The sequence below is a fragment of the Shewanella sp. SM73 genome, assembly GCF_025653795.1.
GTDB lineage: Bacteria > Pseudomonadota > Gammaproteobacteria > Enterobacterales > Shewanellaceae > Shewanella > Shewanella oncorhynchi.
Genome location: NZ_JAKKRY010000008.1, coordinates 36,103 through 58,230 on the forward strand (window position 1 = coordinate 36,103; position 22,128 = coordinate 58,230).

General features: G+C 47.2%; 15 protein-coding genes. 3 read left to right on the forward strand and 12 right to left on the reverse strand.

Annotated features, from left to right (window positions below; translation table 11 throughout):
* Nucleotides 1-329 precede the first annotated feature (329 nt).
* From tadA to guaB, 4 genes are all read right to left on the reverse strand, one after another.
* Entirely contained in the window at nucleotides 330-854 is a 525-nt protein-coding gene (gene tadA, locus L5M51_RS12630) for a tRNA adenosine(34) deaminase TadA (protein WP_219253484.1), read from the reverse strand.
* Nucleotides 855-1,011: 157 nt separating this feature from the next.
* Nucleotides 1,012-4,854 (reverse strand): hypothetical protein, encoded by a 3,843-nt coding sequence (locus L5M51_RS12635; RefSeq protein WP_263173078.1) that lies wholly within the window; start codon nucleotides 4,852-4,854, stop codon nucleotides 1,012-1,014.
* A gap of 372 nt (nucleotides 4,855-5,226) precedes the next feature.
* On the reverse strand, nucleotides 5,227-6,804 hold the full coding sequence (gene guaA, locus L5M51_RS12640) for a glutamine-hydrolyzing GMP synthase (RefSeq protein WP_263173080.1): 1,578 nt from the start codon (nucleotides 6,802-6,804) through the stop codon (nucleotides 5,227-5,229).
* 120 nt (nucleotides 6,805-6,924) lie between these two features.
* Entirely contained in the window at nucleotides 6,925-8,391 is a 1,467-nt protein-coding gene (gene guaB, locus L5M51_RS12645; protein ID WP_006085677.1) for an IMP dehydrogenase, read from the reverse strand.
* Between the two features lie 120 nt (nucleotides 8,392-8,511).
* Here guaB and xseA point away from each other — a divergent pair, with 120 nt between their 5' ends.
* A complete protein-coding gene (gene xseA, locus L5M51_RS12650) occupies nucleotides 8,512-9,858 on the forward strand; it encodes an exodeoxyribonuclease VII large subunit (protein ID WP_168824523.1) in 1,347 nt (448 codons plus the stop codon).
* Nucleotides 9,859-9,940: 82 nt separating this feature from the next.
* Here the strand turns inward: xseA and der are convergent, their stop codons facing one another.
* The 8 genes from der to L5M51_RS12690 all read right to left on the reverse strand — a co-directional run bounded on the left by der (nucleotide 9,941) and on the right by L5M51_RS12690 (nucleotide 18,915).
* Nucleotides 9,941-11,407, reverse strand: coding sequence for a ribosome biogenesis GTPase Der (gene der, locus L5M51_RS12655; protein WP_105251897.1), 1,467 nt, complete (start codon nucleotides 11,405-11,407; stop codon nucleotides 9,941-9,943).
* Between the two features lie 79 nt (nucleotides 11,408-11,486).
* Entirely contained in the window at nucleotides 11,487-12,674 is a 1,188-nt protein-coding gene (bamB, locus tag L5M51_RS12660; protein WP_105251896.1) for an outer membrane protein assembly factor BamB, read from the reverse strand.
* Between the two features lie 11 nt (nucleotides 12,675-12,685).
* On the reverse strand, nucleotides 12,686-13,306 hold the full coding sequence (locus tag L5M51_RS12665) for a tetratricopeptide repeat protein (protein ID WP_105251895.1): 621 nt from the start codon (nucleotides 13,304-13,306) through the stop codon (nucleotides 12,686-12,688).
* A gap of 13 nt (nucleotides 13,307-13,319) precedes the next feature.
* Entirely contained in the window at nucleotides 13,320-14,597 is a 1,278-nt protein-coding gene (gene hisS, locus L5M51_RS12670; RefSeq protein WP_028761252.1) for a histidine--tRNA ligase, read from the reverse strand.
* A gap of 144 nt (nucleotides 14,598-14,741) precedes the next feature.
* Complete coding sequence (ispG, locus tag L5M51_RS12675; RefSeq protein ID WP_105251894.1) at nucleotides 14,742-15,857, reverse strand: flavodoxin-dependent (E)-4-hydroxy-3-methylbut-2-enyl-diphosphate synthase; 1,116 nt, start codon at nucleotides 15,855-15,857, stop codon at nucleotides 14,742-14,744.
* 48 nt (nucleotides 15,858-15,905) lie between these two features.
* The gene (locus tag L5M51_RS12680) at nucleotides 15,906-16,976 is read right to left on the reverse strand and encodes a RodZ domain-containing protein (RefSeq protein ID WP_263173083.1); all 1,071 of its coding nucleotides are present in this window, start codon (nucleotides 16,974-16,976) and stop codon (nucleotides 15,906-15,908) included.
* Entirely contained in the window at nucleotides 16,973-17,761 is a 789-nt protein-coding gene (pilW, locus tag L5M51_RS12685; protein ID WP_028761255.1) for a type IV pilus biogenesis/stability protein PilW, read from the reverse strand. The genes L5M51_RS12680 and pilW overlap by 4 nt, the downstream gene beginning before the upstream one ends.
* A gap of 32 nt (nucleotides 17,762-17,793) precedes the next feature.
* A complete protein-coding gene (locus L5M51_RS12690) occupies nucleotides 17,794-18,915 on the reverse strand; it encodes a bifunctional tRNA (adenosine(37)-C2)-methyltransferase TrmG/ribosomal RNA large subunit methyltransferase RlmN (RefSeq protein WP_028761256.1) in 1,122 nt (373 codons plus the stop codon).
* Nucleotides 18,916-19,066: 151 nt separating this feature from the next.
* Between L5M51_RS12690 and L5M51_RS12695 the strand changes: the two genes are divergently transcribed.
* Nucleotides 19,067-20,158 (forward strand): CNNM domain-containing protein, encoded by a 1,092-nt coding sequence (locus L5M51_RS12695; protein WP_173243691.1) that lies wholly within the window; start codon nucleotides 19,067-19,069, stop codon nucleotides 20,156-20,158.
* Nucleotides 20,159-20,302: 144 nt separating this feature from the next.
* Nucleotides 20,303-22,048 (forward strand): bifunctional metallophosphatase/5'-nucleotidase, encoded by a 1,746-nt coding sequence (locus tag L5M51_RS12700; RefSeq protein WP_263173085.1) that lies wholly within the window; start codon nucleotides 20,303-20,305, stop codon nucleotides 22,046-22,048.
* The last annotated feature ends 80 nt before the right edge of the window (nucleotides 22,049-22,128 follow it).

The following is a 22,128-nucleotide window of genomic DNA, read 5'->3' on the forward strand; positions in this document are numbered from 1 at the left end:
ATATCAAACAACAGGAGAACCGAATTAAGGTTTGCCAACCTAACTCAAATTTGCGATGAAAAACATCGCTTAGTTCAGCTTATCTGACCAGTGCTATTGCTGCACTCCTGTGCAACTGCTACTGTCTTGGGTTATGACCTAAGATAAATCTCTGTAGGGCATCGATAATAACAATTAATGGGGTCAATATGAGAAGAAAAACCATCAACAATACCGTTGCGCGTCGTCGTACTTTGCTAAAAATTCGTCATCGCCGTATTTTAAATCGTCAAAAACTCTTCTTTACTTTTATTCAGTCTCAGGATTAATCCTGTCACGTTAATCGACACTTACCCAATAGCTTGCTGCGCCTTTTGAGCCTGTTTCAGGGCTTTTTTCTCTTCCCTGCGACGTTTAAAAAAACGACTCAATTGCGCGCTACAAGCATCGGCCAGCACCCCAGATGTGACTTCAACTTGGTGATTAAACGCCGGATGTTGCAGCAAATTCAGCACAGTACCCGCTGCACCCGTTTTCTCATCCCGAGCACCAAATACCACACGAGCAATTCTGCTATGCACCATAGCGCCCGCACACATAGCGCAAGGCTCGAGGGTGACATATAAAGTCGCATCTAAAAGACGATAGTTTTCGACCAAACGCCCCGCTTCCCGCAGACATAAAATTTCCGCATGGGCGCTAGGATCGTGTTGGCTAATGGATAAATTGTAACCCGTCGCAATCTGCTGACCGTCTTTGACCAATACCGCACCCACGGGCACTTCGCCCTCGGCCTCGGCTTTTTCTGCCATCAGCATCGCGACTTGCATCCAATGTTCATCTAACTTCATTTGGTCCACTAGGCTGTCACTCATCTGTAAAAATACGGCAATTATACCTATAACCAATAAAAAAGGCGCACTTGGCGCCTTTCACTGAATAAGGATTAAGCCCTCTCGATTGTTGCCTGAGTAGATAATGGGCTTTCATCTCTCTCGGGATTGGACATGCAGAGTTCGGGTAGAGTAGCCCTTATTCAAACCTTTGTTCACGCTCCTCATCCTCCCGCTGTTCACGCAATTTCTCATGCTCGATCAACTCAACCAGTTTTGCTGACACCGATTTAGCAGCCATCGCAATATTCGGGCTCCCATGTTCAAGTAACCCTCTAATAGCATCCGCTCTAGGTTGCATCGCATTTGCTCGGCTACCAGACCAAGATGAAGGAGTAACACGTTCAGCAAATACCTCCAGTATGGCAACCGGATCAGGAGCCGCTTCCAACAGCCTGATGGCTGATTCCGATATTGTTATTGTCCCTTCATCCTTTGACCAAAGGCGGACACCCTTCGCGACAGCAACCCATACTCTGGTCTCGTTTCGACTACGACACCACTCAATCAAATCGTTCACATCAATTTTAGCGAGAGGAGTCCGACGCAAACCACCACGGTTAATAAAAAAAAGTCGCCAACGTTGTTGTTCTTCAGTTCCCTCAAAAATACGATCGAGGAATGCTTCTGACATCAATGCGGCGGTCGTCTCAATAGACTTTTCAAAGTCATGAATGTAGCCATAGTTCTCATCAACAACAGAAAAAATCATATCCAACCACTCTAGCTTTTCGGCTTCGTTACCATCGAAACGCAAAGCTGTACTGACGACCCGAGCCATATGATGATCCATAGACCCACCAGAATCGCGGTCACTGCTTGAAAACCTCTGTATCGCAGCCCTTAGGCCAACTAGTCGAAAGTCTGGACCAAGCGAGTCCACCACTTCCTTTTCGCTATACAGTCTCATGGTTAGAGCTTTTAAAACTACTACATCACCATTTGGCTTACTCAGAAGTCGCTGAGCAAGATCAAGGACACGGGCTCTTGGCAAATCAGCATAGTCGTCCCGCCATAAGATTGGCTCATACATCCAGGAACTTGTGTCAGTATCTTCCAACAACGCTATACAGCGATCTAAATCGATTTCAGTAAACTCCCGCCGGGGATGCAAGCCGACTAACACTCGTCGAAGTTCAGGATGTTGTGCGCACTGGTCGAGTAGATCTTGGGCTAGAGCTAAATCGACGGAGTTTACAGCTTCAATGAAGCCGCCGAAGACTGAAAATCCTCTATTAGCTTCGGGTTGTAGTCCCAATTGATCAATGAGTTGCTGCCAGTTGACCCGCAAATCCTGTGCCCCTTTCGCCAAGCCCCTCCCAAATGCGGTGCGATAGGGCATCCAATCGTTGGAGAACAGGTTACACCCCAACTCGCCAAGCTCATGCTCTGATGCGGCGAAGTCCTCACCCAATTGAAGCGCCTTGGCTTCAAGTCGCTTCTCAGCTTCGCTATGCTTGTTGGTGTCTTCATGATCAAAATCAACGTCAAGCGCCCAATAGTAGTGCTCATTACTGAGCACATATATCATTATTTCCGAAACCAAGTCATGAGGCTCCAACTCCCTCTCCAATGCGGCAAGGTTGTCTGGCAGTGACTCTACATCATCCCCGTCTTTGCGCTTAGTATGGTCGAAATAGATCGTTGTTCGGACGGCTTTCCACCCCTCACCCCAAGGGTAATGCGCATGTAACTTGCGCGCTGCATCAATGAGTTTTTCCCTAATTGCAACTTGTCGCCACATGCCTCTAAATGCTTTCGCCAGCGTCTGTCTTGCGAGATCTTCAAGAGTCGAATCACTAGAGGTTCCCAGTTTGACAGCAACGTCGATAAAGGCGCTACGCCACTGCACAAGCTGATCGTGATTGGGTTTAAATCCATAGTCTCTTGGGCGAGCACCAAACTCATGTCCCCCTGACCCACTCCACCGCGCTTCTAAGGCAGTAGAGAGCATCCTTAAACCCAGCGACCTACGTCCAGTAACACTTGATGAAAGACATTCATTCATGATCGCAACGCGCTGTTCTAAAGTAGCGTGGGTGCCAGAGAGATATGCTTGGAAGAACTTTGTTATCTGGTTTCGCACCGAGGCGTTATTATTACTTTCCTCTTCTAAATCAGCCAGATGAATGAGCAATCTAATGCACCGTTCAAAGGTGCTCGGTTCATACGCCAGCAATAGCAGAAGATTGATAATTGACGTTCGCCGAGATTTATAACCCGGTTTCATGCCTTCAAAATCAGAGGAGATAAGTACCGCTTCAATCCTGTCGAGCAGAACTTCAGGCGCTACTGGTGCGATATAATCCAGCATTCGTGCCGATATATCGTTTAATTCTGTTATCCGCCCCAGCAACCCATCGGGTTGAAGCCAAGTTTCAACGATCTCTTTCGCCACAGGATGATCGTGCAACAACCCTAGCCTATGTGCGAAAGACATGAGTAAGCGTTGACGTTCAGGGGCTTCAAAGGTTTCTCTGAGTTGAGCAACTGGGATATTATTCAGTGCCGACATAGCCAACTTATTGGCAATGGCATGGGGCAAAATAGCTCTCCAATAAGCCCTCTTCTGTACTATATGGCGGTTTGATAACTTGTTGACTGACCGAGACAACTGGCTTGAGGAATACCCAAAGTTCGAACCCAATACCTCAAGTTCGTTTTGGCCTTTCTCAACAGTTGCTACCGAGAATGAATATACCAGAGACAGAATTTCAGCGTGCTCACGCAGGTTATCATCAGGGCCTTTACGCTGCTCAAACAAGCGATCAAACAACTGAGTATCAGAAAGCTGAGCTAAACTCTCACCTTCCTCAACCCTCTCGGCAATAGCCAGAGATACCCTCGAATTACCATCAGCAAACGCGGCAATTCGGCGGGCGTTATTCTGGCCGATTTTAGGGAAACGGCGCAGCAGAAGCTGTTCAGCCACCTCAGGCCCTACTGCTTCTATATGGATGACCTCAGTGGTCTGAGGCTTATCGTCTCTGATGTCATATTCAACCGTGATAAGGCTGACCTTTGTACCTTTGGCAGAGACTTTACTGGCTAGTAAGGTGTGCAATTCTGAAGGGCAATTATCAAGGACCATAATAGCCCGTTCCCCCTCTGCAATCAGCCTATCTAGCATTGCTGTAGCAGAAGGCTCCGGACTTTCACCTGTGTCGACATAGACTGCGATAGTCCGGTCAAGCGCATCTGTGCCGACTGTCTCATCGAAAAGTGCCTGTACGATTCTGGTCTTTCCAACGCCAGATAACCCAGTGATGCGAACCGCCTTCCTAGTAGAGCGAATAAGATCTCGCATCGGTGCAATGGCGTCATTAATGCTGAGCTGTTGCCCCCTGCCTGACGGCAGAGTGACGGTCACCCCTGGTGCTGAAATCAAGGTGTCCAGCGCCCCCTCGGGTGGATTACTCCATGCGCCGTATGGCTGCCAACCGGAATATCCCTGACCGAGATTTCTTTTTGTCCAGAGCATGACTGACGGATGTTGCCGCACCCATTGAGCCAGTTTAGAACGGTCGTAGAAGTCCAAGTAAAGATTGTCACTATTAGGATCATCAGCCACGGCATCTCGCATAGCTTTGATGCGGTCCCTCTTCATAAGAGGAGAGCAATCATCACCTAAGCTGACAATGATATAGCTCCCACCTTTTTTAGCATGTTCAGAGATGGTCGAAGACAGTTTCCCTGCGGTGACCATTTCCTTGATAATTGCAGCCCTCGGCATCGAATGCTTTTTTGCCTGAAGAATGGTGTTCGGCCTTTCGAGAAAACCTGCGCTCAGCTGTTCGACAGGGACTTGAACGTGAATATCAATCCCACCATCAGCAGCATTAATTGAACCTGACCAGTTTACATACGCAGGGCTATGCCCCTGCGCCGCTATTTCAGCCTCGGCGAGGCGAGCAATCAACTCTTCGAGCAGAGTATCAGAGAGTCGGAGTAATTCGTCTTTCTCAATATCAAAAATTGCCACGGTAATCCTCAGCTGAACATCTTGTTAACTCTATCTAGAGCAAGATAATTTTATCGGATAATCAAGAATTCGATAATAACAGCTCTTAGCCTAATGATTAAAAAGAAGTTTAAGGAGAAAAACCTTATCAATAGATGTGTTAACTCAAATAGTGATACACAATCCCGCATTGGAAAGAAAGTGCTGTCTTATATTTTTACTCAGTTAAAGGACTGCAATTTGCGTCCGAAGCAATACTGACTGCTTCAGATTTTTGGATCACCTTGTTTTTTTTAGAAAAAATATCGTCATCCCAATAAAAATGCCAGTCAATAAAATGACTGGCATTGAGATAAATCATAAATAGTATTTTATTAGCTATTTATATTTGGGCTATTCCCATTCGATGGTTGCAGGTGGCTTACCTGAAATATCGTAAACTACGCGAGAAATGCCATCGACTTCGTTAATGATGCGGTTTGATACGCGACCTAAGAAATCATAGGGCAGATGTGCCCAATGGGCTGTCATAAAATCGATTGTTTCAACTGCGCGCAGTGACACAACCCAGTCATATTTACGGCCATCGCCCATCACGCCAACAGAGCGTACAGGTAAGAACACTGTAAAGGCTTGGCTGACTTTATTGTATAAGTCGGCTTTATGCAGTTCTTCAATGAAGATAGCATCGGCGCGGCGCAGCAAGTCACAGTATTCTTTTTTCACTTCACCTAATACGCGCACACCAAGACCAGGGCCTGGGAACGGGTGACGATAAAGCATGTTGTATGGCAGGCCTAACTCAAGACCAATTTTACGCACTTCGTCTTTGAACAGTTCACGCAGAGGCTCGACTAAACCGAGCGCCATATCGGCTGGCAAACCGCCAACGTTATGGTGAGATTTAATCACATGTGCTTTGCCTGTGGCACTACCAGCAGATTCAATCACGTCTGGATAAATCGTGCCTTGCGCTAACCATTTGGCATTGGCGCATTTTTTCGATTCTTCATCGAAAATTTCCACGAATACGCGGCCGATGATCTTACGCTTAGCCTCTGGATCGGCTTCGCCTTTCATCGCATCGAGGAAACGGTTTTCCGCATCAACGTGAATAATATTCAGGCCGAAATGATCGCCAAACATTTCCATCACTTGCTCGGCTTCATTCAAACGTAATAAACCGTTATCAACGAATACGCAGGTCAGTTTTTTGCCGATAGCGCGGTGTAGCAGCATAGCCACAACCGAAGAATCAACACCGCCCGATAATCCTAAAATCACTTCATCATCACCGATTTGCTTCTTCAAGCGCTCAATCGCATCTTCAATGATAGAGGAGGGTTTCCAGTTGGCTGCACAGCCACAAATGTCTAAGGCAAAGTGCGATAACATGCGCATACCTTGGCGAGTGTGGGTCACTTCTGGGTGGAACTGTACGCCGAAGAATTGCTTTTCTTCGTTTGCCATAGCGGCAAATGGGCAAGTGTCCGTTTTAGCGACCGCCACAAACCCTTCAGGAATAGCCGACACTTTATCACCGTGGCTCATCCATACGTCGAGTAAGGGTTTGCCTTCGCTACTAACGGCATCTTCGATGCCTTTGAATAGCAATGAATCTGTCAGCATTTCAATTTGAGCGTAGCCGAATTCACCTTCGCCCACACCTTGGATCACTTTACCGCCCAACTGCTCAGACATAGTCTGCATGCCGTAACAAATGCCCAGTACCGGCACACCTGCGGTAAAGACGTATTCAGGCGCACGCGGCGAGTTTTCAGCCGTGACACTTTCTGGTCCGCCCGCAAGAATAATGCCGTTCGGGGCAAATTCGCGGATTTGGGCTTCTGTTACGTCCCAAGCCCATAATTCACAGTAAACGCCGATTTCACGGATACGACGGGCAATCAGTTGAGTGTACTGAGATCCAAAATCGAGGATCAGTATCTTGTGCTCATGAATATCGCTCATGGGTAACCTTTATCTCATCTATTGTTTTAACATTGCTCAACGCGGCGAGGGCCAGCCTTGAGTATTGGATCACACGCTTTACAAAGGGGCGGCTTATTGCCGCCCCCTCTTATCAAACGATTAAGAACCTGAACGATAGTTCGGCGCTTCTTTAGTGATAGTCACATCGTGCACGTGGGACTCGCCCATGCCTGCTGAAGTCACTTTCACAAATTGGGCTTTTTCATTCAGTTCTAGAATGGTGGCACAACCCGTTAAGCCCATGCATGAACGCAGACCGCCCATATGTTGATGGATGATTTCCTTCAACTTGCCTTTGTAAGGCACGCGCGCCTCTACACCTTCGGGGACTAACTTATCGGCAGCATTATCGGATTGGAAATAACGGTCAGATGAGCCTTGAGACATAGCGCCTAAAGAACCCATACCACGGTAGGATTTATACGCACGGCCTTGATATAACTCAGTTTCACCTGGTGCTTCCTCAGTTCCCGCAAACATTGAGCCCGCCATGATGCAAGATGCACCCGCCGCTAATGCTTTGGCTAAATCGCCAGAGAAACGAATGCCGCCGTCGGCAATCACAGGAATACCTAGGCTCTTCATGGCTGCAGCGGCATCGGATACCGCGGTAATTTGTGGTACGCCCACGCCAGTCACGATACGAGTCGTACAGATAGAACCAGGGCCAATACCCACTTTAACTGCGTTAACACCCGCTTCGACTAAGGCTAATGCACCTTCAGCCGTGGCAACGTTACCGCCAATGATTTGCAAATCAGGATGTTTAGCGCGAGTTTCACGAATGCGTTGTAAAACGCCTTCGGAATGGCCATGGGAAGAATCGATAAGTAAAACGTCAACACCGGCTTTAACCAGAGCGTCAACACGCTCTTCATTACCAGCGCCCGCACCTACGGCGGCACCAACACGTAAACGGCCTAACTCATCTTTACAGGCATTCGGTTTACGTTCGGCTTTTTCGAAGTCTTTAACTGTAATGAGGCCTTTCAGCTTATAGTTATCATCAACCACAAGAACTTTTTCGATACGATGTGAGTGCATCAATTTTTGCACTTCATCTAATTTAGTGCCTTCGGCAACAGTGACTAAACGCGCTTTAGGCGTCATCACTTCTTCTACCGTTTTGCTCCAATCTGTCACGAAACGTACGTCACGGCCAGTGATGATACCAACCAGCTCGTTGGCTTCGTTGACCACGGGATAACCCGCAAAACCATTCTTCAGTGTTAACACTTTCAGATCGGCTAAGGTCGTTGATGGCGTCACAGTTACAGGTTGTTGAACCACGCCCGCTTCGTAAATTTTTACTTTACGAACTTCTTCGGCTTGTTTTTCAATGCTCATGTTTTTATGAATAAAGCCTAAGCCGCCTTCCTGCGCCATCGCGATCGCAAGACGAGCTTCGGTAACTGTGTCCATAGCGGCAGACACTAGTGGGATATTCAATTCAATGGTATTGGTCAGGCGAGTTTTTAGAATGGCGGTATTTGGGAGTACAGTCGAATGCGCAGGAACAAGCAACACATCGTCAAAAGTAAGCGCTTCTTTAATTAAACGTAGCATATGCAACATCTCCCCAGTTGAGTAGGATTTAGAGGTGAAATATTGCGGCGGGATTATACCTTGCATATCGCCACTGGTAAATGGAAAATAGTAAATATCCCCATTTTATTGAGTTATTCGATGCAAGGCACCAAAAACAACATTTATACTGTCTCGCGGCTCAATGGTGAAGTCAGGCAAATCCTCGAGGGGCAACTGGGTAAAATCTGGCTCAATGGCGAAATATCCAACTTTTCCTCCCCCAGCTCAGGGCATTGGTATCTCACCTTAAAAGACCACTCTTCGCAGATCCGTTGCGCCATGTTTAAGGGCCGTAACCAAACGGTCAGCTTTAAGCCCATCAATGGTCAGCAAGTGCTGGTCAAAGGCGCGATCAGCGTTTATGAACCCAGAGGCGACTATCAATTATTAATTGAGTCCATGCTGCCCGCTGGGGATGGATTACTCGCCCAGCAGTTCGATGCACTCAAGATGAAGCTCGCAGCCGAAGGCTTATTCGCCGCCGACACCAAAAGATTGCTACCCAAAAATATTCAACGCATTGGCGTTATTACGTCACCTACGGGTGCGGCGATCCGTGATGTTTTACATGTATTGGCAAGGCGCGATCCTTCGATTGAAGTCATTATCTATCCGACCCAAGTTCAGGGCGAAACCGCGGCGCAGAGTATTTGTCAGGCAATCAATATCGCCAACCAACGTTTAGAAGTCGATGTATTACTGCTCACCCGCGGCGGCGGTTCGCTTGAGGATTTGTGGTGTTTTAACAGCGAAGCCCTCGCCCACACGATTTATAACAGCGCCCTGCCCATTGTCAGCGCCGTCGGCCACGAGGTTGATACGACTATCAGTGATTATGTTGCTGATATCCGCGCCCCAACACCCTCTGCGGGCGCGGAGCTATTATCACAAGACAGTGATAATAAGGCGCAAAAACTCGCCACAGCCTTATCGCGCCTGCAACAAAGCGCGAAACATTATCAGCTTAAACAAGAAAGACGACTTAGTTTGCTAGAGCACAGACTGCAACGCCAAGACCCTAAACGGACTTTGCAGCAGTTCGAACAAAGATTCGATGAGATGCAATTACGACTAGAGTCCGCGCTGTCGAATCGCTTGCATCTGCTCAGCCGCCGTCAGCAGTTGCTCGCAAGCCGCCTTGAACAGCAATCTCCCAAGCATAAACTCGCCATTGAGGGTAACCGCTTAAGTTATCTTGCGAGCCGCTTACAGGATGCATTGCAGGACAAACTCAGCCAAAGTGAACAGCGGATAAAATACGCGGCCCATCAACTCGAAACCGTCAGTCCGCTTGCCACTTTAAGCCGTGGTTACAGCATTACCACTGACATCCACAATCAAGTGGTCGACTCTGCTGATAAACTGGCCATAGGTGATAGTTTGCAGACCCGCTTGCGCCATGGACAAGTGATTTCAACCGTCACTCAGATAAAGCCGCTCGAATAAATCTACATGACGCTGAAATAGTCTTAAAACACAAAAGGAACCCTAAGGTTCCTTTTGTTTCAAATGTGTCTGGTAAAAAACACTATTTGGTTTTTCTGTCTTTGATATGGCTTTGTGCGCGTTTGCGACGGCGCTCTTGGCTCATAGTTAACTTCTCAGTCTTGTTTTCAAATGGGTTATCACCCTCTTGGAAACGTAGCTGGATTGGCGTACCCACCACTTTCAACGAACGACGGAAGTAGTTCATCATGTAACGCTTGTACGAGTCAGGCAGTCTACTCACTTGGTTACCGTGAATGACCACGATTGGCGGATTGTAACCACCGGCGTGAGCGTATTTAAGCTTCACACGGCGACCATTCACTAATGGCGGCTGGTGATCGTCCTGCGACATTTGCATAATACGAGTCAACATAGAAGTGCTGACGCGGCGTGTGGCACTGTCGTAAGCTTCTTCAATCGATTCAAATAAATGGCCAACACCAGTACCGTGCAGCGCCGAAATAAAGTGAATACGGGCAAAGTCGATAAAACCAAGACGACGGTCAAGCTCGCTTTTCACACGATCTTTAATCCCTTGGTCGATACCATCCCACTTGTTGACGGCAATAACCAAAGCGCGACCCGCATTGAGTGCGAAACCCAACAGACCTAAATCTTGTTCGGCAATCCCTTCACGGGCATCGATGATAAGCAACACCACGTTAGCATCTTCAACCGCTTTCAAGGTCTTGATCACTGAGAATTTCTCAATGACTTGATGTACTTTACTGCGGCGACGAACACCCGCAGTATCGATAATCACGTACTCGCGACCTTCGCGTTCCATTGGAATGTAAATACTGTCACGGGTCGTACCGGGTTCATCAAATACCACGACACGCTCTTCACCTAGAATACGGTTAGTCAGGGTTGACTTACCGACGTTAGGTTTACCTATGATCGCCAGCTTGATAGGTAAATCTTGCAGACGCTTTTGCTCAGCTTCGGCTTCTTCTTCGGTATATTCACGCTCTTCAGTAACTTCGTCTTCACCTTGACGCACAATGCCCATCGCTTCGGCATAAGGGGTCAGCGCGTATTCGATCATATTAGTCACGCCGCGTCCTTGAGACGCCGCCATTTGGTAAACTTCACCTAGACCTAAAGACCAAAACTCGGCACAAGCTGAATCGGCATCAATACCGTCAACTTTGTTAGCAACCACAAAGGTGGTTTTTTGACGGCTACGTAAGTGCTGTGCAATCGACAGATCCGCAGCGGTTAAACCCGCGCGCGCATCGGTCATAAATAGAACGACATCGGCTTCTTCAATGGCAGCAAGGGATTGCTCAGCCATTTTCGTCTCGATCCCTTCTTCAGTGCCATCGATACCGCCGGTATCGACCACAATGAACTCATAGCCGGATAAGAATGCTCGACCATATTTACGGTCACGTGTTAGGCCAGGAAAGTCAGCAACCAGCGCATCACGCGTGCGCGTAAGACGATTAAATAGGGTGGATTTACCGACGTTCGGCCGACCAACAAGGGCCACTACAGGGATCATGATTTTGCCTCTAAAAAACTTTTCAATAAAAAGCCCCCGGAACACACTTCCAGGGGCTCAGCAAGGATAACACTTTTAACTATGGAAGTGTTACAACAGCCAACTTTCCGCTGCGACCTTGAACATAGATTTTATCATCCACCACTAACGGCTGGCTGTATAATCCTGAGCTGTCCACTTGGACACGACCCACAATCGTCCCTGTACTGCGATCGATGAAGTGTAAATAACCTTCGAAATCACCCACAACTAAATAGTCTTTATATACAGCCGGAGATGTCAGAGTGCGGTTAGCTAACTCAGAATTACTCCACAGTTCCAAACCGTTACGTTTATCAACTGAGTAGATACGGCTGTGATCGTCAACTAAGTACAAGCTTAGGCCCGCTGATGCTAACTCGTTAAAGCTAGAATACTTACGTGTCCACACAACTCGACCCGTGCGCAGTTCCATCGACACTAAGTTACCGTTGTAGCTCACTGCATATAAGTTGTCGCCAAGGATCAAGGGCGTCATATCCACGTCGGCCATACGCGTAAACTCGTTACCACCCGTTGGATTGTAAATCGCCTGTTCCCACGCAGCTTGACCATTGTTTTTAATCACAACAGCCACTTTGCCATCGGCGGTACCTATGAAGAAACCACCCGCTTCGTAAGCTGCAGAACCTGTACCGCGCAGGGTCAGATTCGGCAATTGCATTTCATACACCCACAGCTTAGCGCCAGTATCGACGTTAAACGCTTCGAGTGAACCAGAACTGGTACTGACCACCACGACGTCATCGGCCACAGTGGGAGCAGACAGTAATTCACCGCCAGCAACGACATGCCATAACACTTGACCATCTTCAGCGTTCAATGCAGCAAGCAGCCCACTTTCGCCACCTAAAAAGACTTTATTACGCGCAGCAGTCACACCAGCAGCAATACGCGCACCTTTATTTTTCGCTAAAGCGTTATCACGAAACTCTTCGCTGAAATCTTTAGTCCAAACGCGCTCGCCAGTGGCCTCATCGAAGGCAACCACTTCACCATAACGGTCGGCGGCAAAAATTTTTCCGTAACTAACGGCGGGGGCGAGGCGAGAATAATAATCACCAACACCATTACCGACAGAGGCGCTCCAACTCACTTCAGGAAACACTGTCGCCTGAATGGCAGTTAACTCACTTACCGGTTCTTCTTCGACATCGCTCGACGAACAGGCGGATAACATGGCCAGACTTAATCCAGCGGCTAGCAGGTTTTTGCACCAAGACTTCATCAAGGGATCCCTTATGCCTGATTTAGGCTATCAAGTTTGATTTTAAGCGCAGGGCTTGTCACCACACCACCATTGTCCATGGCAGCTTGATAAGCTGTTTTTGCCTTCTCAACATCACCTTGACGTACTAAGAAATCACCTTTCAACTCATCGCGCTGAGCGAAGAAAGCTTTATCTGTTACTTGATCTAAGGTCGCTAGAGCTGCATCAATTTGACCTTGCTCTGCTTGTACTCGTGCTAAACGCAAAGTCGCAATCACATCTAAACCAGCACCGGGTTTAGCCGCAATCACCTTGTTCAAAGCATCAATCGCTTTTGGATAATCCTTCGCTTCTACCGCAGTTTTGGCCACAATCAGTTCTAACAAGGCTTGATAGCCCTTTTGATCGTGATTTTTAGAAAACTCGGCGACACCCGCAAGCATTGCGGCTTCATCGGCAGATTTAGTGGTCAAATTTTGGAACGCTTTTGAAGCTTCTTCCGCTTGCGCCACTTTAACGTCAGAATAATAATTCCACGCATATAAGCCGCCTAAACCCACTACGGCACCGATTAAAATTGAATTTCCGTAATCTTTCCAGAACTGCTTGATAGCATCAACTTGTTGTTCTTCTGTGCTATAAATTTCCACGCGCACGTCCCCTTTATTTGATCAGTTCAGCCAAAAATGCGCCTAAGGCACTTCGAGCTACCCGTTGTTGTTCGATGTCATTGCGTAAATGTTTAACCGTAACCATACCTTCGGCAAGTTCATCTTCACCTATTAGTAGTGCCACACTCGCACCGCTTTTGTCGGCACGCTTCATTTGTTTCTTCACGTTACCGCCGCCACAGTGACTCATCACTTTAAGGTTTGGCAGTGCGTTACGTAATTCCTGCGCGACCTTGATGGCTTCAACCAGACAGCTATCACCCATGGCCGTGACATACACATCCACTTCTGGCGGAATATCTTTGGTCAGCTCTAAGGTTTCAAGCAGCAAGACAATGCGCTCTAAGCCCATAGCAAAACCGACCGCTGGAGTATCTTTACCACCTAACTGGGCGACTAAACCATCGTAGCGACCACCCGCAAGTACAGTACCTTGTGAGCCTAAACTAGATGTAACCCATTCAAATACAGTACGATTATAGTAATCTAAACCACGTACTAGACGCGGATTAATGGTGTATTTGATACCCACTGCGTCAAGTAGTTCACGTAATTGTGAAAAATGTGTCTTCGATTCTTCACCGAGAAAATCCATTAACTCTGGTGCATCAACCAATATGGCTTGGACATTTTGATCTTTTGAATCCAATACTCGCAGCGGATTGCTGTACATGCGACGCTTACTGTCTTCATCGAGCGCATCTTTATGCAGCTCTAAAAACGCTATTAAGGCATCACGATAAACAGCGCGCTCAGCAGGATCACCTAAGGTATTTAGCTCTAACGAGACGTGCTCGCTAATACCGAGTTTTTCCCACAGACGTGCCGATAGCATTAGGACTTCAGCATCAATATCAGCCGAGCCAATGCCATACACTTCAACGCCAAATTGGTTAAACTGACGATAACGGCCTTTTTGTGGGCGTTCGTGGCGGAACATAGGACCCATATACCAAAGACGTTGCTCTTGGTTATATAGCAGACCGTTTTCGTTACCTGCACGCACTGTCGACGCGGTACCTTCTGGGCGCAGCGTTAAGCTATCACCGTTATTATCTGCGAAGGTATACATTTCTTTTTCAACAATATCAGTTACTTCACCGATAGAGCGTTTAAAAAGATCGGTATTTTCCACTATTGGAGTGCGGATTTCGCTGTAACCGTAAGCACTGACGCTCGAACGTAGTACCGCTTCCACTTTTTGCCATAGAGGACTTTGAGTTGGCAGAATGTCATTCATTCCGCGAATCGCTTGGATCTGTTTTGCCACTGTATCGACTCGTCCGATTTCGCTAAATTAATAAAAATGTCACGCATTATAGGCTTTTGAGCGTAAAACGTAAAACGACCCCGTCGGTTTCGGGGCCTAGCTCAACATCATTAGGCGTAATCTATGCCCAAATGCGGGTACATATTACTCAGTTGTATCTTTGATTTGAATACGATTCGCCATTTGACTGGCTTTTGCGCGAATTTTCGCTTCGAGGGAATCGACAATGTTGTCGTTGTCAAAACGTTCTTTTTGACGTTCACCTTCGTCGTAATATCCGCTCTTATTGTGTCCACCGGTTAAGCCTATGTGCGACACTAAGGCTTCACCTGGGCCGTTAACTACACAGCCGATAATAGACACATCCATGGCGGTAGTCACGTCTTCGAGGCGACGCTCTAACTCATTGACTGTACTGATCACATCGAACTCTTGACGAGAACAAGATGGACAGGCAATGAAGTTGATGCCACGGCTACGAATACGCAGCGACTTTAAAATGTCAAAACCGACTTTGATTTCTTCGACCGGATCAGCGGCCAAGGAAATACGTAGGGTATCACCTATGCCTTCGGCCAATAACATGCCTAAGCCTACGGCCGATTTCACTGAACCCGCGCGCGCGCCACCTGCTTCGGTAATGCCTAAATGCAAGGGTTGACGAATTTGTTTCGCTAATAAACGGTAGGATTCGACCGCTAAAAATACATCGGAGGCTTTAACGCTGACCTTGAACTGATCAAAGTTCAATCTGTCCAGAATATCCACATGGCGCATAGCTGATTCAAGCAAGGCTTCAGGAGTGGGTTCTTTGTACTTGTCCATTAGATCTTTCTCTAGTGAACCACCATTCACACCAATACGGATGGGAATATTATGGTCACGGGCACATTCCACCACGCTACGAATACGCTCTTCATTGCCTATATTACCCGGATTGATTCGAAGGCAATCGACACCGTACTCGGCAACTTTTAAAGCAATGCGATAATCAAAATGAATGTCGGCCACTAAAGGAACATTGACCGCTTGCTTAATGAGTTTAAAGGCTTCAGCCGCATCCATAGTGGGTACAGAGATACGCACTATATCGGCACCGACTTTCTCTAAGGCACGAATTTGAGCAATTGTCGCTTCAACATCTGTGGTCTTAGTATTGGTCATTGACTGAACAGCAATCGGCGCCCCATCACCAATCGGTACATTACCCACATAAATGCGGGTGGAAGGACGTCTTTTTATGGGAGTTTCATTATACATGCTTAATACGCTCTATTTCGGTACGTGCTGCAGATCATTACGCGGTCGTTAGGCTTTAGGCAAGGTTAAACGCGCGACTCGTCCCTTGGGGAAATCCGCTAGGCTAACAATTTGACCATCTAAGCTTAAGGTCGCTACATGGGGTGCACCTAAAATGACTTTAAACGGTGGCACACCGCTCACTTGCACTGTTGCGCCAGCGCCTTTAACACCATCGACTAACGCTTTACCTTTCGCATCAACAATGTTTATCCAGCAATCACCCGTCAACTGGACATCTATAATCGATTGTCCTGCAACAGCAACCAAAGTACTTGCTGCAGTGGCAGTGGTCGTTAATGTTGTGGTCGGTGAAGGCGTTGCACTAACAGGCTGTTGGACTACAGGAGCTGTAGCTTGCGGAACCGATGGCGTTGTCGTAGTGGCTGCGATTGCTGAACCACCATCTTCATTACTCGTATCAACGGTCTGAGGATAATTATTGTCCGTTGGTCCTGTGCTGACATCAATAGTGCTTGCATCAGTATCTTTAATTGGACCATCGATAGACATTGAGCCGTTTGCGGCAATCTCAGTCAAACGAGGACTGGCATCCGTTTCGGTCAATAACACATCACCTGGCAGCGTCTGATTCGCTGCTGCGACCTCTTCAGCAGTGGGTTGCGACACATCAATAGTGCTTAGCAAGGTCGTTTTTTGCATCCACCAGACGACTAACGAACCGAGTAACACTATGACGATAAAAATACTCAGCCAAGTTAAACGTGTATCGCGAGCTTGATATGTGGTTTTGCGTGAAAAACTTTGCATTGCAGGCTCAGTCACAACTGGCACTTGCTGCACAAGACAAGCTTCAATCAAAGCCGCATCGGCACTGACCATACGCGCGTAGTTTTTCACATAGCCACGTACATAAGTCGATGAGGCTATATTCGTAAAATTGTCAGCTTCAATATCTTCAATAATACGAGGACGTAGATGCAGCTTTACAGCGGCATCTTGAATACTAAGGCCCATTTTTTCGCGGGCGGCTTTTAATAAAGTACCAAGCGTGACATCTAGCGCGACTGATTGCGGTGCTACCGACTCAACTGGCACATTGGTTTCATGATCTTTCATTGATGCAAATTAACTCTGTATTGCTTGGCCTGAGGTGATGCTGGGAATTTGGCAAGCAATAAAATACCAAATCTCTTCACAGCGGCATCATCATTCACTGCCTGCTCTATTTTGATCCCGAGCGCTAAACTTTCTGGAGTTTGCTCAGCCACTTGGTGATAGCGCGCTAATTGGTTTCGCGCCTGAATAAAATCACCTTGATCGACTTCTAACTCTGCCAACTCCAGTAATGACACCGAGCGTCTCGGGTCATACTTTAACGCCATCTGAAAATACTGTCGTGCCTTTTCTGCTTGTCCTGCTTCGCGACTACAAAGACCTAAGTTCTCATAGCTTGAGGCAGTGCGCGTATATTTGGGCATTTCAATTGCGGCCAAAAACATTTTTTCAGCTTTGTTGTATTGCTTTTGTTGGCACAAAAACACCCCGAAATTATTCATGGAATCGCCAGAGGCGTCCTTAGTACTAATGGCATTCATGTACGACTCTTCGGTACGCACTAAATCGCCCACGGTTTGATAGTAATAAGCCAGAGCGGTATGCACATCTTCGAGCTCTGGAGCATATTCTAATGCTTTATCAAGATTGTATTTGGCTTGTTCCGTGCTACCTCGATTTAAATAGGTTAAACCGAGCTGCATCCGCTCTCTTGCGGCGGCGACTTTGTCTAACTTTCGTTCCGAAACAGGAATATCTGTCCCAGTATAAGTACGCTCAGTGACGCATCCTGTCATCAATAACGACAGGCTTAAAATCAACGAAAACCTTGGCAATCCATGCTTCATGGGCAAGCCTATAAATCTGTGCAAACAAAGAGTTAATTCATTGTGACTGAAATCTGGTTTTCTTGCATGCGTTTTTTCGCTAAACGTTTCGTTCTGTCGCGAATATCGCCAGCTAACTGACCACAAGCGGCATCGATGTCATCTCCACGGGTTTTACGTACGATGACAGTAAAACCGTATTCCATAAGAACCTTAGAAAAACGGTCGATACGTGAATTAGATGAGCGGCCATAAGGCGAGCCAGGATACGGATTAAATGGGATCAGATTCACCTTACAAGGTGTATCTTTCATTAACTTAGCTAACTCATGGGCTTGGTCTGTACTGTCGTTGATATGATCTAGCATCACATATTCAACCGTCACGCGGCCGCGGTTAGCATTTGATTTAGCAATATAGCGACGAATACCCGCTAAAAACTCATCCAACGGATACTTTTTATTGATCGGGACCAGAATGTCACGCAACTCATCATTCGGTGCATGAATACTGACAGCAAGTGCCACATCGATGGCATCGCCCAGTTTGTCTAACGCTGGCACTACGCCTGATGTTGATAAGGTCACGCGGCGCTTTGATAAACTAAAACCAAAATCATCGAGCATGATGTCCATCGCAGGGATCACATTAGCTAAATTGAGTAATGGCTCACCCATGCCCATCATCACGACGTTAGTGATCGGACGCTCGCCCGTGTCTTTTGCAAATCCTAAAAAGTGCGACACGCGCCAGATTTGGCCGACGATTTCAGAAACCGTTAAGTTACGGTTAAAACCTTGCTGACCCGTCGAGCAGAAAGTACATTCCAGCGCACAGCCAACCTGTGAAGATACACACAAGGTCGCACGATCATCCTCAGGAATATAAACCGTTTCCACTTCTTGGCCTTGGCCAACATTGATTGCAAATTTTATCGTACCATCGGTCGATTTTTGGAAACTCGAAATTTCTGGTGCAACGATCTCGCAGCGGGCCGCCAATTTTTGACGTAACACTTTGTTGATGTTGGTCATCTCTTCGAAGTCACTGACACCGAAATGATATAGCCATTTCATGAGCTGATCGGCACGAAAGGGTTTTTCACCCATTTCCGCAAATAATGCGCGCATCGCCTTACGATCAAGGTCTAATAAATTGATCTTCTTTTCACTCATATAGCTAACCTCAACACCAAAAACCGGATCCTGCAACAGGGCGGCGAATTATACAGACGCAAATAAATTTTAGCCAGTAACTCAATTCACCTATGATAGAATCTCCACGGGCTAATATTGGCCTAAAATACGGAGTTGTAATTCCACCTATATGTTAACCCTCATCATTATAGTGCTTGTCGCTGTCGCTGTTTCTTTTCTGTGCAGTGTGTTCGAAGCTGTTCTGTTATCGGTTACCCCAAGTTATATCGCATCACTCGAACAAACTGACAGTGCCGCAGCCGCGCGCTTACGTAGATTGAAAGAGAATGTCGAAGCCCCTTTGGTGTCAATCCTTACCCTAAATACTATCGCTCATACCGTCGGTGCCGCCGTTGCAGGTGCGCAAGCGGCTAAAGTATTTGGTGACGATATGTTAGGTGTTTTCTCGGGCGTATTAACCTTTATTATCCTGTTTTTCTCAGAAATCATTCCTAAATCATTGGGTGCAAACCATTGGCGTCGCCTCGCACCGAGTGTTTCTGTTGCCGTGCTGTGGATGAAACGTACCACTAAACCGCTGATCTGGATGTCACAGCAAGTCACTCGCCTAATGGGCAAAGGTGATGAAGGCCACTACATACGCCAAGAGATGAGTGCTATGGCCAAAATTGGCCATGAATCCGGTGAGCTTGATGAGCAAGAGTCAAAAATTTTGACGCAAATGCTGAAGGTGCGAGATATGCCCGTTACGGCAATCATGACGCCGCGCACTGTGATGTTCTCGCTGCCAGTGGATCTGACTCAAAATGAGTTTGTGCGCCAATATCGCGACAAACCTTTTACCCGTATTCCTGTGTACGACCAAGATCATGATGATGTGATTGGTTACATTACCCGCACCGATGTTTTGCTGGCTGAGCGTTACACGCCAGAAGCGCCGATTGGTGAGCTTAAACGGAGTTTATTTGTGGTGCCTGAAACCGCAAAAATTCTGCCACTTTTTGAGCGTATGATTAAGCGTAACACCCAAATTGCGATGGTGGTCGACGAGTACGGCAGTAGCCAAGGTATCGTAACTCAAGAAGATATCATCGAATCTATGTTAGGATTAGAGATTGTCGATCTAAACGACCCCGCGACCGATATGCAGCAATTGGCACGTAAACTTTGGACTAAGCGCATGAAGCAAAAAGGCATTCGCCTATCCGATGACGGTGATTTTGAAGCCGCATCCGATGATGACGAAGCCAAATCCGGCTGAAGGCTAACCAAGTTTAGTGCTTGTTAATATAAAGGGAGCCTAGCTCCCTTTATTCTTTTAGAATGCAGATAACTCAGAACCCTCTGAAACTCGCATTTTCAGGTTGCTTGGGTATATACTCACCCGCCGTAATAGAGGTAAGTTATGACACAGAGCTACACACTCTCACTCGCGCACATTAATGACACCCATTCGAATTTTGAACCCTGCCGCGTCCAATTTAGCCTTAACATAGGCCAACATAAGCTAGATGTGACCAGCCATAGCGGTGGTTATGCCCGCATCGGCCATCACATCACAAAAGCGCGTCACACCGCTGCACAAACCAATACGTCTTTTATTTTCCTGCATGGTGGTGACAGCTTCCAGGGCACGCTGTATTTCAGCCATTTTAAAGGTAAGGCCAACGCCCACTTACTCAATCTGTTGGCACCTGATGCTATGGTCATTGGCAACCACGATATCGATGAAGGTAACGCCAGACTTGCCGAGTTTGCCAGGCAAATTGATTTCCCATTGCTTGCGGGCAATATGGATTTAAGCCAAGAGGATCTAAACAAACCCGGTTGTCTGAGGGGTTTGCCTAATATCTTGGATTATGATCATGAGCAAAAACACGCGAAATACCTGCTTAAGCCCTTCCACGATAAGACATTAGCCATTGTCGGTATTACCTTAGATCAGATGAAAGAGATCGCTCGTCCCGATCCCGACACCCATTTTGTCGATGCTATCGCCACTACCGCGCGCACGGTTGAGCACCTTAAAAATCAAGGTATTAAGCATATTATCGTGCTCAGCCACTTAGGCTTAGATCAGGATAAACGCCTCGCGGCCGAAGTCGATGGTATTAGCCTTATCGTCGGCGGTCACACGCATACGCTACAGGGGGATTTTCGCGCCTTAGGTTTGAGCAACCTGCCCTACGGTGAAGTCATCAATAACACGCCCATAGTGCATGCGGGTAAGTATGCCGAAGTCGTCGGCTTAGCCGAGATAACGTTTGACGCTGATGGGAAAGTGCTGAATTTAAAGGGCGGCAACTACTTCATGCTAGATCAACACTTTATCTTAAGTGCTAACACGGCCGTCGATAACCAAGATTACCAAGCTGTGCGCCAGCAGCTTAATCAGCATCCGAATATCTTTTGGGATGATGCCGATGCCGATATCGATGGCGTGATCCGAGATATCTACAAACCCGCTATCGCAGAGATGGAAAACAAAGTGTTAGCACTGGTGCCGAAGAACTTAGTCCATACCCGCTTACCCTCTAAAGCCCTGCCCCACGGCAGTGAAATAGCACCTTGGGTGAGTCGCAGCATGTTCCAAGAAGCCAAACTGGTCGACCCAAGAGTGAACTTTGCTCTGCATAATGCTGGCGGTGTGCGCCAATCGGTGGCCCAAGGACAATTGACACTAGCCGATGTGATGGGGCAATTACTCCCCTTCGAATTACCATTAGTTAAGTATGAAATTCAAGGTCAGTTTCTCTATCAAGCGCTCGAATCGGCGATTAACGCGGCAACCAACAACAGTGTCCGTGGCACAGGTGCAGGCAGCTTCCCCTACACTTACGGCCTACGGTATTACTACGATGGGCGACGCCCACTGGGTGAGCGTTTATTCAGACTAGAGATGATGCAGCAAGACAGCCAATCACTATGGTATCCCGTTGAACCTGAGTCACTTTACGTAGGAGTTTCAACATCTTATACCGCCGCAGGTAAAGAAGGTTATTCTCCATTGCTGCAAGCCCGCTGGCAGGAGTCGATGGAGTCACTTACTTTGCCACAGGCCTTTATTCGATTCTTGAATCGCTCACCGAATCTGTCTGATTTATTGTCACAGCATGTGCATTACACCAGCCACAGCCAACGTATAGGTTAGGCGCTATGCTCCTCATGGCGTAAACATTAATGCTGTGAGGAGCAAAGTGAGTGGCAACTTACAAAGCACTAAACAAACCT

Coding starts and splice junctions, on each gene's coding strand:
- der (WP_105251897.1), bottom strand. CDS start 11,407: ATGATCCCTGTAGTGGCCCTTGTTGGTCGGCCGAACGTCGGTAAATCC.
- L5M51_RS12680 (WP_263173083.1), bottom strand. CDS start 16,976: ATGAAAGATCATGAAACCAATGTGCCAGTTGAGTCGGTAGCACCGCAA.
- bamB (WP_105251896.1), bottom strand. CDS start 12,674: ATGAAGTCTTGGTGCAAAAACCTGCTAGCCGCTGGATTAAGTCTGGCC.
- pilW (WP_028761255.1), bottom strand. CDS start 17,761: ATGAAGCATGGATTGCCAAGGTTTTCGTTGATTTTAAGCCTGTCGTTA.
- xseA (WP_168824523.1), top strand. CDS start 8,512: ATGCAAGGCACCAAAAACAACATTTATACTGTCTCGCGGCTCAATGGT.
- L5M51_RS12695 (WP_173243691.1), top strand. CDS start 19,067: ATGTTAACCCTCATCATTATAGTGCTTGTCGCTGTCGCTGTTTCTTTT.
- L5M51_RS12690 (WP_028761256.1), bottom strand. CDS start 18,915: ATGAGTGAAAAGAAGATCAATTTATTAGACCTTGATCGTAAGGCGATG.
- guaA (WP_263173080.1), bottom strand. CDS start 6,804: ATGAGCGATATTCATGAGCACAAGATACTGATCCTCGATTTTGGATCT.
- L5M51_RS12700 (WP_263173085.1), top strand. CDS start 20,303: ATGACACAGAGCTACACACTCTCACTCGCGCACATTAATGACACCCAT.
- ispG (WP_105251894.1), bottom strand. CDS start 15,857: ATGTATAATGAAACTCCCATAAAAAGACGTCCTTCCACCCGCATTTAT.
- tadA (WP_219253484.1), bottom strand. CDS start 854: ATGAGTGACAGCCTAGTGGACCAAATGAAGTTAGATGAACATTGGATG.
- guaB (WP_006085677.1), bottom strand. CDS start 8,391: ATGCTACGTTTAATTAAAGAAGCGCTTACTTTTGACGATGTGTTGCTT.